Annotated in this window: 12 protein-coding genes; 5 read left to right on the forward strand and 7 right to left on the reverse strand. The window is 72.0% G+C overall.

What is annotated here, in order from left to right; translation table 11 throughout:
* Window positions 1-39 precede the first annotated feature (39 nt).
* Window positions 40-777 carry a GntR family transcriptional regulator gene (locus ABZ930_RS16720; RefSeq protein WP_361548086.1) on the forward strand — a complete coding sequence of 246 codons (738 nt, stop codon included), beginning with the start codon at window positions 40-42 and terminating at the stop codon, window positions 775-777.
* A gap of 63 nt (window positions 778-840) precedes the next feature.
* On the opposite strand, the gene ABZ930_RS16725 is transcribed toward ABZ930_RS16720, so the two are convergent.
* The 6 genes from ABZ930_RS16725 to ABZ930_RS16750 form a co-directional block, all read right to left on the reverse strand.
* The gene (locus tag ABZ930_RS16725) at window positions 841-2814 is read right to left on the reverse strand and encodes a right-handed parallel beta-helix repeat-containing protein (RefSeq protein ID WP_361548089.1); all 1974 of its coding nucleotides are present in this window, start codon (window positions 2812-2814) and stop codon (window positions 841-843) included.
* Window positions 2815-2849: 35 nt separating this feature from the next.
* On the reverse strand, window positions 2850-3779 hold the full coding sequence (locus tag ABZ930_RS16730) for a carbohydrate ABC transporter permease (protein ID WP_361548092.1): 930 nt from the start codon (window positions 3777-3779) through the stop codon (window positions 2850-2852).
* A 10-nt stretch (window positions 3780-3789) separates the two neighbouring features.
* Window positions 3790-4716 (reverse strand): sugar ABC transporter permease, encoded by a 927-nt coding sequence (locus ABZ930_RS16735; protein WP_361548095.1) that lies wholly within the window; start codon window positions 4714-4716, stop codon window positions 3790-3792.
* A complete protein-coding gene (locus ABZ930_RS16740) occupies window positions 4695-5939 on the reverse strand; it encodes an extracellular solute-binding protein (RefSeq protein WP_361548098.1) in 1245 nt (414 codons plus the stop codon). Before ABZ930_RS16740 ends, ABZ930_RS16735 begins: the two co-directional genes overlap by 22 nt.
* Before the next feature lie 144 nt (window positions 5940-6083).
* Window positions 6084-8063 (reverse strand): heparinase II/III family protein, encoded by a 1980-nt coding sequence (locus ABZ930_RS16745; RefSeq protein WP_361548101.1) that lies wholly within the window; start codon window positions 8061-8063, stop codon window positions 6084-6086.
* 4 nt (window positions 8064-8067) lie between these two features.
* Window positions 8068-9360: an alpha-L-fucosidase gene (locus ABZ930_RS16750; protein ID WP_361548104.1), complete on the reverse strand. Its 1293-nt coding sequence runs from the start codon at window positions 9358-9360 to the stop codon at window positions 8068-8070.
* Between the two features lie 127 nt (window positions 9361-9487).
* Here ABZ930_RS16750 and ABZ930_RS16755 point away from each other — a divergent pair, with 127 nt between their 5' ends.
* From ABZ930_RS16755 to ABZ930_RS16765, 3 genes are all read left to right on the forward strand, one after another.
* Window positions 9488-10285: a ribonuclease activity regulator RraA gene (locus tag ABZ930_RS16755; protein ID WP_361548107.1), complete on the forward strand. Its 798-nt coding sequence runs from the start codon at window positions 9488-9490 to the stop codon at window positions 10283-10285.
* 161 nt (window positions 10286-10446) lie between these two features.
* Window positions 10447-11217: a LamG domain-containing protein gene (locus tag ABZ930_RS16760; RefSeq protein ID WP_361548109.1), complete on the forward strand. Its 771-nt coding sequence runs from the start codon at window positions 10447-10449 to the stop codon at window positions 11215-11217.
* Window positions 11218-11352: 135 nt separating this feature from the next.
* Window positions 11353-11931, forward strand: coding sequence for a sigma-70 family RNA polymerase sigma factor (locus tag ABZ930_RS16765; RefSeq protein WP_361548112.1), 579 nt, complete (start codon window positions 11353-11355; stop codon window positions 11929-11931).
* Between the two features lie 3 nt (window positions 11932-11934).
* Here the strand turns inward: ABZ930_RS16765 and ABZ930_RS16770 are convergent, their stop codons facing one another.
* A complete protein-coding gene (locus ABZ930_RS16770; RefSeq protein WP_361548115.1) occupies window positions 11935-12879 on the reverse strand; it encodes a hypothetical protein in 945 nt (314 codons plus the stop codon).
* Window positions 12880-13087: 208 nt separating this feature from the next.
* On the opposite strand from ABZ930_RS16770, the gene ABZ930_RS16775 reads away from it, so the two are divergent.
* Entirely contained in the window at window positions 13088-17467 is a 4380-nt protein-coding gene (locus tag ABZ930_RS16775; protein WP_361548245.1) for an FtsK/SpoIIIE domain-containing protein, read from the forward strand.
* Window positions 17468-17474: the final 7 nt, after the last annotated feature.

Here is a 17474-nt window from a genome sequence, read left to right on the forward strand (position 1 = left end):
TGGACCAACTGACGTGCCCCAGCGCAGGATTGGGAATTCATGGCATCTAACGCGTCGGGTGGCTTCGTCTCCACGCTGGCCACCAACAAGGACCGGTTCCGCAAGACCCTGATCTCCGACCAGGTGTACGAACTGCTCCGCCAGGCGGTCGTGGACGGTGACCTCGGACCGGGCGACCGGGTCGTGGAGTCGGAGATCGCCCGCCGGCTCGGCGTGAGCCAGGCCCCGGTGCGCGAGGCGGTCAAGCGGCTCGCCCGCGAGGGGCTGCTCATGCATGTCCCGCGGCGCGGTCACTTCGTCGTCGAGATCTCCTCGGAGGACGCCGAGTACGCCCGCCAGGTGCGCGAGCCGCTGGAGCGGCTGGCCGCGCAGCTCGCCGCCGAGCACATCACCGACGAGCAGCTCGCCGAGCTCGACGCCCTGGTGGAGCGGATGCACGAGGCGGTCGCCGCGAGCGACGTCAGCAGCTTCCGCACCGCCGACATCGAGTTCCACACCGTGGTCAGTCAGTGCGCGGGCAATCCGTTCCTGGCCCGCATGTGGGAGGTCATCGAGCCGAGCCTGCGCACCCTGCGGGCCATCTCCGACCCGCTCTTCGACGGCGACTGGCAGGCCATGGCGCACGAACACGGGCGCCTGGTCGACCTGTTGCGGGACGGGGAGGCCGACAAGGCGGCCGCGGCGTTCGCCGACCACGCCGCGGGCCGCGGACCGGTGCCGGACGCGCGGGAGACGAAGAAGCCCCGCAAGAAGGCGGCCGCGGCCAAGCGCGGCTGAGCCGAACGCCCAGAGGGCCCGAGCCGGACATCCGGCTCGGGCCCTCCGTGTGTCACCCCTAGGTCAACGGCGGGCGCCCGCCGTCCACTTGGGCGCACCGTACTGGTACGCGCCCAGGCTCGGCGCCGGGTCCGTGGACCCGTCGTTGACGCCCGGCACCGCGAGGCCCACATTGCGGGCCGGCGAGTCGGCCGCCAGCCGGTAGTCGTGCCCGGCGGCGTCCACGAAGCGCGGGTCGACGTCCTCCAGCATGTTGTGATCGGCCACGAGCCCGCCGGCCGAGGCACCGTCCAGTCCCTTGATCGGGCCGATGTTGTTGGCGATGTGCGTGCCCGTGGACTGGCCCGCCTCCTTGACGTAGAAGAGCGTCATCCCGCCGGTGTTGTTGTACACGCCGTTGTCGTGCGAGCCGGTGCCCAGACCGTTCAGCATCACCGTGCCCTCGCGGTTGCCCCAGCCGACGTTGTTCGCGATGACGAGATCGCTCTGCCCGTTGTCGGCGTACACCCCGGAGATGCCGAACGTCGTGGACGTCGTGGTCGGCGACGGATCGTGCAGCACGTTGTGGTCGATGGACGAGCCCATCATGTACGCGCTGCAGCAGGTGTAGATCGCGGCGACGTCCAGGCTGAGCCGCGCGTACCCGGAGATGTCGTTGTACGCGATCGTGTCCTTGCCCGGGTCCAGGCCGTCCACGGTGTTCCACTGCAGGTTGATGCCGCTGCGGCCGACCCGGGAGATCGTGTTGTGGGTGACCGTCTGGCTGTTGCCCTGCACGGCGACGCCGGCCGCGTAGGTGCCCATGTAGTCGACGTCGTGGATGACGTTGTCGGTGGCCGTGTTGTTCTGGCCGCGCAGCGCCACCCCGTTCCCCGCGCTCAGCGACAGATCGCTGTTCACGATCTTGTTGTACGTGCCGTCGAGGACGATCCCCGTATCACCGACGCCCCGTGTCACCGTCGAGCCGCAGTCCGTCGCGCCCTGCGTGATGTCGGTGTAGTGCGAGAGGTAGGTGCCGGTGATGCCGTCGAGGGTCACGCCCGTGCTGGAGGCGCCGGTCCTGATCGTCGTGGCGAACAGCTTCACGCCCTTGACGTTCACGTGGCTCGCGCCCGTCAGGTCGAAGCCCAGGGTGCGCCGCTTGACCTGCACCGTGTGGGTGTCGGGGTCGTCGTCCCCGTACACGTACAGGCGCTTGGCCGTCGGGTCGTAGAACCACTCGCCGGGGTGGGCGAGTTCGCCGATCTTCCCGGACAACGCGTACCGGGTCTCCTTGGGGACGACCTTGTGCACGCACGGCGGCGCCACGTCGAGGGTCACCGAGCCGACCGCCGAACTCTTCACCGTGCCGGTCGCGGAGACGTACCAGTAGCCGGTGAGGGCCCGCGCGCCGTCCCAGTACCCCGCCGGGCGGGTCAGGTCCGCGTCGGCGATCGTGGCGTCCGCGCTGCCCTCACCGGCGTACTGGAGCGAGGGGTCGAGCAAGTCCGGTCCGGGATAAGGCCATTGGGCCTCGACGTCCATCTTCTTGTCGGTGAACACCTGCACCGTGGACACGTCGGAGCCCAGGTCGACATCGGTGCTGTAGATGTGGCCCGCCGCCACCGCGTCGCTGAACTGCGAGTCCGCCGCGTACGGGTCCTTCTGGGCGATCGCCGTGACGTCGGCGGCGGTGACCGGGTCGAAACCGGAGACCTTCGAGGCGCCGTTCACCGTCACGTCCGCGCCCGCCGCCGCCTTGTAGGTGATCGGCTGCGCGGCGGTGCCGGAGCGGGCCGGGACCACCGTCTCCTCGTAGTTGCCCGACACGATCTCGCAGGTGTCGCCCGGCACCATCACGTCCGCGCACTTCTGGATGTGCCGGAAGGGGGACGTGGCGTTCGTACCGGCGTTGCCGTCGTCGCCGTAGGGGCCGACGTAGTAGGTCGTGGCCGCCTGCGCTCCGGCCGGGGCGGCCGCGGCCGGATGGCCGGCCGCGATCACCGTCACCGCGGTGAGCAGGGCGGCTGCGGGCAGATGTCGCCATCTCCTGGGCACAGCGTGATCCTTTCTCGTGGGGGTCGGCGGGGAGGTCAGCCCTTCACGGCACCGACCGTGAGCCCGCTGATGATGTGGCGCTGCATGTAGATGAAGAAGATGACGACCGGCGCGACGGCGAGCAGCAGGTTCGGGAACACCTTCGTCAGGTCCGTCGAGTACTGGCTGATGCCGGCGTAGATCGCCGTCGTCACCGTGTAGTGCCCGGAGGACGGGCTGAGCAGGATCTGCGGGGAGATGAAGTCGTTCCAGATCCCGATGGAGTTGAGGATCAGCACCGTGACCACCGCCGGACGCATCAGCGGGAAGATGATGGTCCAGAAGGTGCGGTAGCGGCCCGCGCCGTCGATCGTCGCCGCGTGGTCGATGTCCACCGGGATCGTGCGGATGAACCCGACGAACAGGAAGATGCTCACCGGCAGCGTCGACGCCACGTCGTGCGCCACCAGACCCGTCACCGTGTTGGCGAGGCCGATCTCCCGCAGCACGTAGATCACCGGGATGATCACGGCCGCGCCGGGGATGAACGTGCCCGCGAGGAAGTACAGCAGCACCAGCTGCGTGCGCTTCTTGAGGCTGCGCGCGATCGCGTACGCGGCCGGTCCCGCCAGCAGGATGCACAGCACGTCCACCATGACGACGAGGAACAGCGTGAAGCCGTAGCCGCCGATCACGTTGAACTGCGGGCTGCTGATCGCCGCGCCCATGTGCTCGAAGGTGAGCCCGCCGAGCGGGATCGAGAACGGGTTGTCGAGGATCTCCGCTTGCGACTTGAACGCGTTGACGACGAGCAGGTAGATCGGCACGACCATCACGACGAACAGCACGCCGAGCAGCGCCCAGCGCACCGGCGACCGGGACTCCTCGCGCTCGGCGGCGCTCCCGCCGTCGTCCCGGCCGGCGGACCGGGCCGCCTTCGGCCGCTTGCGGGCCGCCGTCTCGGGTTCTGCCTCTAGTACCACCACCACCGGCTCCTCACCGACCTGTCGCTGCCTGGTCCTGGCGGTTGCGCAGCGCCGTCACGAAGAGGGCGAGCACGGCGGACACCACCATCAGGAACACGGCCTGTGCGGTCGCGTAACCGACCTTGGTGCCCTCGAAGGACCGGGCGAGAATGAGATACGTGAACGTCTGCGTCGATCCCGCGGGACCGCCGCCGGTGAGGCTGACGACGATGTCGTAGGCCCGGATCAGTCCCACCAGATTCAGCACCGTCGCCACCGTCACCACGGGCGCGATCATGGGGATCACGATCCGCGTGTTGATCTGCCGCTTGCCGGCGCCGTCGATCGCGGCGGCCTCGAGCAGTTCGGCCGGGACGGTCTGCAGGGCCGCCACGAACAGCACCACGTTGAAGCCGAAGCCCGCCCACACGATGACCCCGATCAGGGAGATCACCGCGAACTTCTCGTCGAAGAGGAAGCCGACCGGCTCGATGCCGAACTTGGCGAGGGTGTTGTTGATCGCCCCGTTCGTCCCGAGGATCGCCGCCCACAGATAGCCGAGGATCAGCGCGCTGATTACGTGCGGGAAGTAGGCGACGGCCCGGAAGAAGGAGTTGGCGCGTGAACGCCCCTTGAGCGCGAGCGCGTAGACAAGCCCGAGGCCCACCATCAGCACGGTGCCGGCCACGGCGATCAGGCCGGTCACGTACCAGGCGTCCGACGAACTCGGGTCGTCGAAGAGGTGCTTGTAGTTGTCGAGCCCGATGAACGCGGCGGTCGAGAAGCCGTCCCAGTCGGTGAGGCTCAGATACACCGCCACGCCGACCGGTACGACCGTCATCACCGTGTAGAGCAGGACCGCCGGGCCCATCATCCCGAAGGAGAGCGCCGACTCGCGCAGCCGGGCCCGGCGGCGGACGCGCCGCTGCGTGTCGGTCAGCCCTGCGAGTTCCACCACTTGTCCAATCCGTCGGCGACGTCCTTGGGGGACGCGCCCGTGTACAGGGACTGGATCTGCTTGTTCAGCTCGTCGCTGTACCCGGCGATCGGCTGGTTGGCCCCCGACTTCACGATCACCGACGGCGTCTTGTCGAGGATCTTCTGCACGGAGGTGCCGAGGCTCGACATGGGGTACGAGAAGCCGGAGCGCAGATTGCCGTCCGATGCCAGCTGGCTCTTGATGGCCTTCGGGTTCGTCGTCGCCCACTTCACGAAGTCGATGGCCTCGGCCTTGTGCGGCGACTTGTTCACCACGACGTACGGGTTGGAGATGTTGCCGAACTGGCCGGACGGGTACGCCCCGTCGGTCGGCATGGAGAACACCCCGATGTTGTCGCTCTTCTTCGCGGCGTCGGCGGCGGGCACGAAGTACGAACCCATGATGTACATCGCCGACTTGCCGTTCAGGAACGCCGTCTGGCCGTCCGCGTAGGTGACACCGAGGGCGCTCTTCTCCAGGTAGCCCTTGTCGATCCAGCCCTTGTACTGCTTGAGGTAGTCCACATAGCCGCTGTCCGCGAAGGAGGCCTTGCCCGCGGTGCGCTGGGCGGTCCACTTGGGGTTCTCGGTGAGGACGCCCGCGTCGGCCATCATCGAGAACTGCGAGCCGGTCACCCACTGGCCGGCGGTCTGGAGCGGCTTGTAGCCCGAGCCCTTCAGCTTGCCCATGGCCGCCGTGAACTCGTCCATGGTGCGGATCTTCGTCGCGTCGAGGCCGGCCTTCTCGAAGGCGGCCTTGTCGTAGAAGACGAGCGACTGGATCTGCTCGCCGACGCCGACCACGTACCGCTTGCCGTCCACGGCGTACTGGTCGGCGAGCGGCGTCTTGGCCGTCCAGGCCTCGTCGCTCAGATCGGCGAAGAGCGAGGCGGTCTCGGCGGTCGGCACGATCTGCTGGGCGATGTCCGGCGGGTCGCCCGCCGCGAGGTCCTGCCGCAGCTTCGCGTCGGCCGAGATGGTGCCGGTCAGCTCCAGCTTGACCGTCACCCCGGGATGGGCCTTCTCGTACCCGGCGAAGAGGTCGTTCCAGTACTTCTCCGTCAGGTTCGGCGTGATGTTCACGATGACGCGGAGGGTCGTGCCCCCCGCGGCCTGGTCGGATCCGCCGCCGCAGGCGACGGCGGAGGCCATCACCAGGGGAGCCACGGTCAGACCGCAGGCACGGCGCCACATTGTTCTCATCGGGACACGCTCCGTTGCGTAGTCGTGAATAATCGATAGGTGGTGTTCAGTCGCAGGCTTCCCGGTGGAGCAGTGAAGGGGAGGTGGCCCGAGGGTGGGGGGAGACAGGGGCGGTGTCGGTGCCCGCGTCTCAGCGACTATCGTCTATCGATTGCTGATGCTAGGACGGCCACTTCGGTAGTTCAAGGGTGCTGCAGCAACCAACCACCGTACGCAGAGACCACCTTGGGGTTCCGGGCCGCGCACGGTGAGCGTCAGCCGGGTCAGAACCTCGCCCCAACTCCTGGTCAGCAGCGGATCGTCGAGCTCTCTGGGCTCGACGGCGACGGTGGCCGCCCCGGGCTCCCAGCGCATCTCCAGCCCGCGGCCGCCGTCCGGCGGGGTGACCCTGGCCCAGCCGTCCCCGTGCTCGACGTGCCCGGCCAGGACGTGCCGCAGCGCGACCTCGGGCGGCCCGTCGCGCCAGCGGTCCTCGACGCTCACGTACGCCGCCGCGGCCTCGGGCGCGGCCCGGGTCAGGCGCACCGTGCGGTCCCAGCGGGCGACCGCGCCCGCCGGATAGGCGCCGCTCAGCTCCGCCGTCAACGCGGTTGCTTCCGCGCGGAGTTCGACATCGACCTCGCGCGCCCGGTACGCGGCGCCCGGACACTGCCCGGCGCCCGGCTCCGGCACGTTGTGCCAGGCGCTGGTGAACGGCCAGGCCGCATAGCGGTCCGGGCCGAAGGTCTGCGCCGTGTACGTGGGCCGGCCGACGTCGACCACCAGCGGCCGGCCGTCCACCGCCAGCCAGTACGAGCCGACGTCCAGGTGGTTGTGGTGCTCGCCGTTGTGGCCGGCCTTCACGGCGAGCGTGAGCCCGTCGGCGCTCCCGGCCGCCTCGCGGGCCACCAGGATCTGCAGGCGCGGCAGCCATGTCTCCCGCTCCTGCCAGGTCTCCTCCGGGGCGGGCCCGGTCACCGCCCGGCACCAGTCCCGGTCGGCCAGCGCGGCCAGCGCCCGGCCCAGGCCCGCCCGCGGGGGAGCGGCGCACCCCTGCTGCCGCGCTCCCGCCAGCGCGTGCGCCACGGTGTCCGGCTGCCCGAGCCGCCCGCCCCAGCGGAACGGCACCTGCCAGGGCTGACGGGTGTCGAGCCGGGCGGGCGCGTCCCCCACGTTCACGTACCGGTCGGAACCGAGGTGCATCCGCCGCGGGTACTTCAACAGTGCCGCCAGCAGCGGTAGTTCACGGGCATCGAGCGCCGGGCCGCCGGCCTCGGCGAGCAGATCGAGGATCTCCAGGAGCCGGCACGCGCCCGCCCACCAGTAGGAGATGCCCTCGTCGATGCCGCCGTCGTCGGGCAGCACACGGACATAGTGGTCCAGGCCCTCGACGACCAGGGAGACCAGCCGGACGCGGCGCCCGTGGTCGCCGGGGTCGTCGCACAGCAGCAGCGCGGCGGCCAGGACCGCGCCGTGCATCCACGGGTTCCAGTTGTTGGCGCCGCCGTCCGCCCCGATCCACGGCCAGTCCCGGCGGCGCTCGAACGGCCCGAGCAGCCGCTGGTCCACCTCCCGCCGCAGCCGCCTCCGCAGGCCCGGCGCGCGGCGGTCGAGATGCGGGCCGAGCGCGTGGTCCGCCCAGGCGAACAGCGCGGCGACCTCGGCCGTGCCCAGGTCCGGGTACGGGTCGTCGGGATCCGGCACCACCTCGCCGCGCGCCGCCGCGAACCGCTCGTGCGGCGCCCAGCACCAGGTGCTCGCCTCGGCGAACGCCACGAGTCCGTCGACCGCCGCGTCCAGGTGCGGGCAGGCGCCGGGCGCGGGATCGGTCGCGTCCGCCGACTCGCCGGTCAGGACGGCGGCCAGGCACAGCAGGGAGACCCGCTCCTGAAGCCGCCAGGCCGCGTCCTCGTACGCGCTCCGGTTCCCGTCGCGCAGCGCGCGGGCCCACGCGCCGGCCGTCAGCCGGGGCGCCGGGCGCCCCAACTCCTCGGCCGCGTCGTCCAGTACGCGCGTCCGCAGCGGCCCCGGCACGGCGTCCCACACCGCGCGGCGGGTGACGTCGGGCACCGTGAGCCGGTCGGCCGGCGCGGCGAGCGCCCGCTCGGCAAGGGGGAGCAGGCGCGCGCTCAACGGGCCCGGCACCGGGTCACACCTCGCCTTCGGCGCGCTCGGCGTCCAGCTCCAGCTCGATCACCGGCAGCGGCACGTCGGGCCGGGCGATCGGCAGGGTCAGCGTCAGCGTGCCCGGCGGCTGGCTGCGCGGCGCCAGGTTGTTGTGCTCGGGCGGCGCCTGGTCGATCTCCTCGAAGCGGATCTCCGAGCCGTCGTGCAGGAACTGGGCGTACCGCACCCGCCCGGCCAGCCCCGGCAGATGGAGGTGCTTGAGCGGCCAGGCGAGCAGGTGCAGATACAGGTACCGGCCGCGCCGCGTGTACAGCGTCCCCGGCGGCGGCGGATACGCGCTCGGCCCGGCGCCCCGCACCGACCGAGCGTTCAGCGTGCTCCACTCGGCGATGGCCCGCAGGGTCTCCCGGGCCCGCGGGTCCAGGGCGCCCCGGCCGGTCGGGCCGACGTTCAGCAGCAGATTGCCGCCGCACGCCACGGACTCCACCAGCATCCGCACCAGCAGCGCCGGGTCCTTGTAGTCGTGGTTGTCGCGGTCGTACCCCCACGAACCGTTCAGGGTGTGGCAGGCCTCCCACAGCACCCGCTCGCCGTCGCGCTCCAGGGGGCGGTCCGGCTGGTACTGCTCGGGCGTCACGTAGTCACCGGGAACGCCGAGCCGGTCGTTGACGAGAATGTTCGGCTGCAACTCCCGCACGAGCGACATCAGTTGTTCGGCGCCCCACTCCTCCGGGCCCTTCTCCGGGTAGGTGAAGTCGAAGAACAGCAGGTCGATGTCGCCATATCGGGTGAGCAGTTCGCGTATCTGACCTTCCATGTAGGCGCGATATCGCGCCATGTCGCGCGGCTCCCGCTCGGCGTCCGTACCGCGCAGCGGGTGGTGCTCGTCGACCGTGAAGTCCGGGTGGTGCCAGTCGAGCAACGAGTAGTACAGGCCCACCCGCAGCCCCTCGGCGCGCATCGCGTCCACGAACTCCCGGACCAGGTCACGGCCGGTGGCCCGGACCGAGGTGTAGTCCGTGAGCGCCGAGTCGAACAGGCAGAAACCGTCGTGGTGCTTGGTGGTCAGCACCGCGTACCGCATGCCGGACTCCCGGGCCGCACGGGCCAGTTCACGGGCGTCGAAGAGATCCGGGTCGAAGCGGTCCAGGTAACGGTCGTACGCCTCCTGCGACATGGCCTCCCGGCTGCGCACCCATTCGTGCCGCGCCGCCATGCTGTACAGGCCGAAATGAACGAACAGACCGAACCGTGCCTCCTCGAACCACGCGGTGCGGGAAGCGAGTTGGGGCGAGTCGGCGGGGGCATCGGGCACGGCGGGCTCCTGGCACATGGGCGGTGTGAACAGCATTGACAGCACTAATCGATTGGCTGTTATCTACCATCGATAGGCGATGATGTCACTGGCGTTGCGTGCGACGAGCGCGCGGAGAGGCACGTGCATGCACCCGACTGGGGAGAACCACGGCGGCTACGAGTCGATGCGAGCGCCGGTCCACACGGCGTCCTACACACGGCCCACCGCGCGGATGGTGGAGGCGCTGCGGGACGTGAGCGCGGCGACCGCGTGCGCGAAGCTGCACCAGATGGGCATCACCCGGACGTTCATCGACGGCCCCGTGCCGCTGCACCGGGAGCCGGACGTCAAGGTCACCGGCGGCGCCGTGACCCTGCAGTTCCTGCCGCAGCGCGAGGACGTCTTCAACGGCGCGGAGCAGGAGGACATCGAGCGCAAGACCCCGCTGTGGGGCGTCCTGGAGTCGGTGCGGCCCGGTGACGTCCTGGTCGTCTCGGCACACGGCAGCCACTTCACCGGCTGCCTCGGCGACATGCTGGTGCGCTACTTCAAGCTGCGCGGCGGCGCCGGCATCGTCGTCGACGGACGGGTGCGGGACGCGGCCCGGATCCGGGAGCTCGGCGTGCCCGTCTGGTGCACCGGTGTCACCCCGCACTACGCCTCGCAGACCGAGCTGTTCCCCTCCGCGTTCAACGTGCCGGTGGGCGTGGGCGGTTCACTCGTGACGCCCGGTGACCTGATCGTCGCCGACGAGGACGGCGCGGTCGTCGTCCCGCAGGACAAGGCGGTGCCGCTCGCCGAGGACTCCCTGCTGCACCAGGACCGGGAGGCGTTCGCCCGCCTCCGCCTCGACCAGGGCGCACGGCTCTCCGACTACTACCCGCTCAGCGGCGAAAGCCTGACGGAATACCGCGCGTACGTGGCGAGCCGCACGGCCGACTGACCGGCTTTCACACACCCCTCACCCCAGGGTCACATGTTCCCTCCAGTGCACACGTGTGATGTCTCACAGTGCCGTCGCAGGCCCCATGTGTGCTGAACCGTTTGGCCGTTGCACTCGTGATCACCAGTGACACAGCTATGCCGTAACTCCTGGGGACGTACATGACGCGCAGATGGCCACTCATCACCACGATCGCCGTATTGACCGTCGCCCTGGCGTTCGTCGTGGTCCAACTGGTTCGCGGCCAGGACTCCGGGAAGAGCGCGGACGAGGCGAAACCGGCCGCTTCCGGTCCCGAGGACGGGACCGACCCGTTGCAGGGGCTCGGGTGGTGGCCCCTGCACCGGTCCGGCACCGCGCGGGCCGGCGGCCACGACGCCACGGTGAGCGGCGGGACCCGGTGGACGGAGGGCCCGCACGGCGGCGCCCTCCGTCTCGACGGCAGCACCGGACAGGCCGACACCAACACCCGTCCGGACACCGCGGGCAAGGACTACAGCGTCGCCGCGCGGGTGCGCGCCACCTCGGCGAACATGACCGGCATCCACACCGCCGTCTCCCAGGACGGCGACCGGACCAGCACGTTCTTCCTCCAGTACTCCGGACCGGACGGAAATTTCGCGTTCAGTTTCCTCGGCGCCCGGACCGTCGCGGAGACGGCCGAAAAGCCTCAGCCCGATCACTGGTACCACCTGACCGGCACGTACAGTCAGAAGGACCACCGGATGCGGATCTACGTGGACGGCCGGCTCGCGGGGACCAGAGAGGCCTCCAACGGTGTGAAGCCGACCGGCACCGTGGTGATCGGCCGCGGCAAGTTCAACGGCAAGGCGGCCGACCACTGGAACGGTGACATCGCGGACGTCCACGTTTACGACCGGGAACTGACCGCGCGCGAGGTGGGCTCGCTCTCCTCGAACGAACCGGGCTGACCGGCGAAGCGAGTTCACCGCCGCCGCGGGCCGGCGGACGCCGTTGCGCGTCCGCCGGCCCGCGGCGGCGCCTGTCGGTTCTCCCGCAGGCGGCCGCACCCGTCTTCCCCCACAGACGACCGGAGAGGAAAGGCCTTGTCGGCCAGCGTCCCCACCGAAGACCCCATACCCGGCCCCCCGGAACCCCGCCCCGAAGAATTCCTCAGAACGCTGTACCACCTGCACGGCAACGCCCTGCTCCAGTTCGCCGCCCGGCGCCTCGAGGGCGACTGGCACCGGGCCGAGGACGTCCTCCAGGAAGTCGCGATCCGCGCCTGGCGGCACGCCTCCGAACTCGACCCGACCTCGGACTCGGTCCGCCCCTGGCTGTTCACCGCGCTGCGCAACCTGGTCATCGACAACCACCGCGCCCGCCAGGCCAGACCACCGGAGACCGGTGACCCGGAACTCGCCCACCTGCCGGTGTCCGACGGAGTGGACCACATGCTCACCTCCCAGGTGCTCATCGAGGCGCTGGGCGACCTGCGGCCCGCCCAGCGCGAGGTCCTGCTGCACGTCCACTATCTGGGACGCAGCGTGAACCAGACCGCCAAGGTCCTCGGCGTTCCCCCGGGCACGGTCAAGTCCCGTACGTACTACGCCGCGCGCGCCATGCGTGAGGCACTGCACAACCGCGGGATGTACGCGGGCGGCAACGACCGAGCGCCCGGCTGACCGTCACGGCATCCGTCCCGCGTGCCGGGTGATCCGCAGCCCGAGCGGGCCGGTGTCCAGCGTGCCGTCCGCCCCGACGCGCCAGCGCCAGCCCGTGGGAGCCTCGCCGAGCACCAGCAGGGCGTCCCCGCGCCGCAGCCCGGCCAGCGCCCCCTCGCGTCGCGGGAGCTGCGAGGCGTCCACGACGAACAGATGGGGCGCCTCGCCCTGGACGGCGATCCGGCTGCTGCCCTCGATCAGCCGGAAGATCTGGGTCACCTCGGGCGAGCCGGGATCCTGCGCCCCCGCGCCCGACGACGCCGCACCGGCGAACGCCTCCTCCAGGCTGGCCGCGCCGTGCAGCCGCGAGCTGCGGTGCTCGTCGCCGTGCAGCAGCGTGCCGTCGGACAGCGAGCCCACCAGAGTGACCTGCGCGAGCGCCCCCACCGGTCCGGCCAGCGCCTCGACGACGAGGGTCCGCACCAGCCGCCGCACCTCGTCCGGCGGGCCCGTCAGCGACACGGCGCCCGTCGCCCGGGACAGATCGACCAGGACCCGGTCGGGGCCGTCCAGGCCCACCGTCACCGTCAGCGCGAACGGCAGGGCCGGCTCGCCCTCGGGACCCGGGCGGTGCAGATCGTCGGTCGAGATCACCCAGCGCTCGCCGTCCTGCTCGGCGGTCCACGGCGCGGGAGCCTGCTCCTCGGGGGCGGCCAGCAGCAGCCCGAGCCGCCGCTCGGAGTAGACGACCGCGTACAGGTCCGGCAGCGACCGGCCGGAGCGCAGGCACTCGCCGGTCAGACGGCGCAGGCCCGCGTTGACCACGTCCAGCGCCCCGCGGCCCACGACGGCCGCCGACGGGGCCACGGGCTTCGGCTTGCGCGGCCGCCGCCGCTCGGTGACGACCAGCGCCGTCACCGCGCCGGCCAACGCCAGCCCCAGCACCACGGCCAGGACGTACCAGATCATCTTCCGACTCCTCGTCAAGCGGCACCGCGCAGCCGCCGCGCCGTGCACCCGATGGCCACTACGGGGCGCGGCCACGGATGGTTCACCAGGGGCGGGATGAACCATCCGCCGACGCGGTCCGTAGTCGCCAACAGTGGTGGGGGAGCCGCGGGAGGCGGCTCCCCCGATTCCTGTTCCGGGCCGGCTGGAGGACGTTTTCGTGTCGTTGATGTTGACCGTGGTCGAGGAGGGCGGTGACGCGTTCGACGTCCACCTCGACGCCGATCCCGACACGCCCGTGAGCGCTGTCGCCCGGGCGCTCGCCGAAGCGGGCGGCGTGCCCGCGCCCGGCCGCGCCCTGTACGCCGACGGCCGGCAGCTCCCCGCCGACATGCGGCTCGGGGACGCCCCGCTCCACCACGCGGCCGTCGTCGGACTCGGCCGCCCGGCGGGCGGCACGGCCGGCGAACCGGACGGACTCGTCGAGATCCGGGCCGTCGGCGGGCCCGGCGCGGGCGCCGTGCACCGGCTCGACATGGGCGAGTACCGCATCGGCCTCGCCCACGACGGCACCGCCCAGGTGCTGCGCGCCGACCCGGCCCGGCCGCTCGCCGTCGTCGCGGTGAGCCCCGGCGGCCGCTGCCGGATCGTGCCCGACGCCGCCGTACCGGCCGGCACCGTGCAGCTGGACCGCGAGGAACTCACCGAGCCGGCCGCCTGGCCGCCCGGCGCCCAGCTCCTCGTCGGCGACAGCCTGCTCGAACTCGCCCTGCCGCAGAAGCCGGACGCGGCCCTGCAGCCGTCGGAGGACGGCACCGGCTGGGACTACAACCGGCCGCCGCGGCTGCGGCCGCCCGGGACCGAGACCCGCTTCACGCTGCCCTCGCCGCCGGCCCCGCCCGCCGCCCGGCCGCTCCCCTGGATCACCGCGCTGGCGCCCCTGGTGATGGCCGGCGCCGGTGCGCTGATCTTCGGCCGGATGTCCATGCTGCTGTTCGGCCTGCTCTCGCCGGTCGCGATCGTCGGCAACTACATCATGAGCCGGCGCTCCGGCCGCCAGTCGCACTCCGACAGCGTCGCCGCCTTCGAGGAGAAGAAGGCCCGGATCGAGGGCGACGCGACCCAGGCGCTGACGGCCGAGCGCACCGCCCGGCGCCGGGGATTCCCCGACCCCGCCGAGGTCGTGCTGACCGCCGTCGGCCCGCGCCGCCGGCTCTGGGAGCGCCGCACCACCGACGCCGACTTCCTCGAACTGCGCGTCGGCACCGCCGACATGGACTCCGACGTGGTCCTCCACGACCCGACGAAGGACGAGCACCGCCGCCAGGACCCCTGGACCGCGTACGACGTCCCGGTGACCGTGCCGCTGCGCGAGCACGACGTGCTCGGCATCGCCGGGCAGGGCGAGGCCGCCCGCTCCGTGGCCCGCTGGGTGGTCGCCCAGGCCGCCGTCCTGCACAGCCCGCGCGACCTCCAGATCCATCTGCTGACGACCGGCGAGAAGGGCCGCGACGGCTGGTCCTGGCTGCGCTGGCTGCCGCACGTGCGCAAGAAGTCCGGCGACACCCCGGCCAGCATCGGCTACGGCACCGAGACCTGCGCCCGCCGGGTCGCCGAACTCACCGCGCTGATCGCCGAGCGCGCCGAGCAGACGGCCGCCGAGCGCCGCGGCCGGCCCGCGGGACCCGACGTCCTCGTCGTCCTCGACGGCGCCCGCCGGCTGCGCTCGCTGCCCGGCGTGACCCAGATCCTGCGCGACGGCCCGTCCGTCGGCGTCCGCGCGGTCTGCCTGGACGCCGAGGAGCGGCTGCTGCCCGAGGAGTGCCAGGCCGTCGTCGCCGAGGAGCCCGGCGGCACCGTCCGCGTCGGCCGCTCCGGCCGGGGCGTCGTCGGCGGGGTCCGCCCCGACGTCGTCTCCGCGGACTGGGCCCGTTCACTGGCCCGCGCGATGGGCCCGCTGCGCGACCCGGGCGGCGGTGACGAGGAGGCCGCGGTGCTGCCGAACTCCGCGCGCCTGCTCGACGTCCTCTCCCTCGACCCGCCGCAGGCCTCGGCGATCCGGGCCCGCTGGGCGGCGGGCGGCCGCTCGACCCGGGCCGCCGTCGGCGTCTCCCTGGACGGCCCCTTCCACCTCGACCTGAAGCGCGACGGCCCGCACGGTCTGGTCGCCGGCACCACCGGCTCCGGCAAGTCCGAACTCCTGCAGACCCTGGTCGCCTCGCTCGCCGTGGCCAACCGGCCCGACGCCATGACGTTCGTCCTCGTCGACTACAAGGGCGGCTCCGCGTTCAAGGACTGCGTGGACCTGCCGCACACCGTCGGCATGGTCACCGACCTCGACGCCCATCTCGTCGAGCGGGCCCTGGTGTCGCTGACCGCCGAACTCACCCGGCGCGAGCACATCCTCGCCGCCGCCGGCGCCAAGGACATCGAGGACTACGTCGACCTCCTGGAGCGCAACCCGGCCGGGCGCGAGCCGATGCCCCGACTCCTCATCGTCATCGACGAGTTCGCCTCGATGGTGCGCGACCTGCCGGACTTCGTGAAGGGCCTCGTCAACATCGCCCAGCGGGGCCGCAGCCTCGGCATCCACCTGATCCTCGCGACCCAGCGCCCCAGCGGCGTCGTCTCCTCCGAGATCCGCGCCAACACCAACCTGCGCATCGCGCTGCGGGTGACGGACTCCGGCGAGAGCCAGGACGTCCTCAACTCCGGTGAGGCCGCCGGGATCTCGCAGAGCAACCCGGGCCGCGCCTATGTGCGCCTGGGACAGAACTCCCTGGTGCCGTTCCAGTCCGGCCGCGTCGGCGGCCGCAGGCCCGGTGCCTCGACCACGTCCCTGCCCGCGCCCTGGGCGGTGGCGGTCGGCTGGGAGCGGCTCGGCGAACCGCTCCCGGCACGGCCCCGCGCCGCCGCCGTGCCCGACGAGGTGGAGACCGACCTCACCGGGCTCGTCACGGCGATCCGCGCGGCGGACCGCGAGATGGGCATCCCCGCCCAGCACAGCCCCTGGCTCCCGCCGCTGCCCGAGGTCCTGGTCGCCGGTGAACTCCCGGCGCCCCCGCCCTCGCAGTACGACCTGGCGCCCGTCGCGTACGGGGTCGTGGACCTGCCCGCCCAGCAGGCCCGGCAGCCGCTGGTCATCGACCTGGCGACCCTCGGCCACCTGCACATCATCGGCTCGCCCCGGCAGGGCAGGTCGCAGACGCTGCGCACCATCGCCGGCCGGCTGGCCGCCGCCCACGGCGCCGACAAGCTGCACCTGTACGGCATCGACTGCGGCAACGGCGCCCTGCTGCCCATCGAGGGACTGCCGCACTGCGGGGCCATCACCCAGCGCAGCCAGCCCGACCGGGTGGCCCGGCTGCTCGCCCGGCTGACCACCGAACTGAGTCGGCGTCAGGAGATGCTGGCCGCCCGCGGCAGCGCCGACCTGCCGGAACTGCGCCGCGCCCTGCCGGAGGCCGAACGCCCGCCGCACATCGTGCTGTTCATCGACCGGTGGGAGGTCTTCGACAAGCAGCTCGGCGAGTACGACTCCGGCAACCTCCTCAGCTCCGTGCTCAACCTGCTCCGCGACGGCGCGAGCGTCGGCATCCACCTGGTGATGACCGGCGACCGCGCGCTGTTCTCCAGCCGGGTCAACGGCTCCACCGAGGACAAGCTCGTACTCAAGCTGAACGAGAAGTCCGAGTACGGCCAGATCGGCATCACCCAGCGCAACGTGCCCGACGAGATCCCGCCGGGCCGCGCCTTCCGGGCCGCCGACAAGGCCGAGGTGCAGATCGCGCTCCTCACCGAGAACCCGGAAGGGCAGGCACAGGCCGGGGCGCTCCAGGAGATCGCCGCGCACTGCCGTGAGCAGGCGGCCGGGCTGCCCGAGGGCACCCGCCCGTTCCGCGTCGACACCCTGCCGGACCGGCTCACCCTGGAGCAGGCGATCCGCTTCGCGCCGCGGCCGCTGCCGTCCCACCGGTGGGCGCTGGCCGGCGTCGGCGGCGACGAACTCACCGCCGTGGGGCCCGACTTCTCCGTCACGCCGACGTTCCTGGTCGCCGGGCCCGCCCGCTCCGGCCGCAGCACCGTCCTCGCGACGCTGGCCATGTCGCTGCTGTCGGTCGGGACGTCCGTGGTCGTCGGCGCGCCCGCCCGGTCGCCGCTGCGCCAGCTCGTCGGACGGCCCGGGGTGCTCGCGGTCCTCGACGACGCCGACCTCGACCCCACCGCGCTGGAGGAGGCGCTTGCGGCCGCGCCCCGCAGCGTCGTGGTGATCCTCGACGACGCGGACCTGCTGCTCAAGACGAAGGCGGAGCCCGTCCTCACGAAGATCGCCAAGTCCGGCGCGGAGCACCGCCGGGGTCTGGTCATCGCCGGACAGACCGACCGGCTCTCCTCGGGCTTCTCCGGCTGGCACGCCGAGGCCCGCCGCAACCGCTGCGGGCTGCTGCTCAAGCCGCAGAACATGAGCGACGGCGAACTGATCGGCGTCAAGGTGCCGCGCAGCCGCCTGGGCGCGACCCGCCCGGGACGCGCGATCCTGCACCTGGGCGACGGGGTGCTGCGCACGGTCCAGGTGCCGGAGACGGTGCTCCCGGCGGCGCGCGGCTGACGTCCGT

Origin of the sequence: Streptomyces sp. NPDC046716 (genome assembly GCF_040645755.1) — a bacterium.
Taxonomy (GTDB): domain Bacteria; phylum Actinomycetota; class Actinomycetes; order Streptomycetales; family Streptomycetaceae; genus Streptomyces.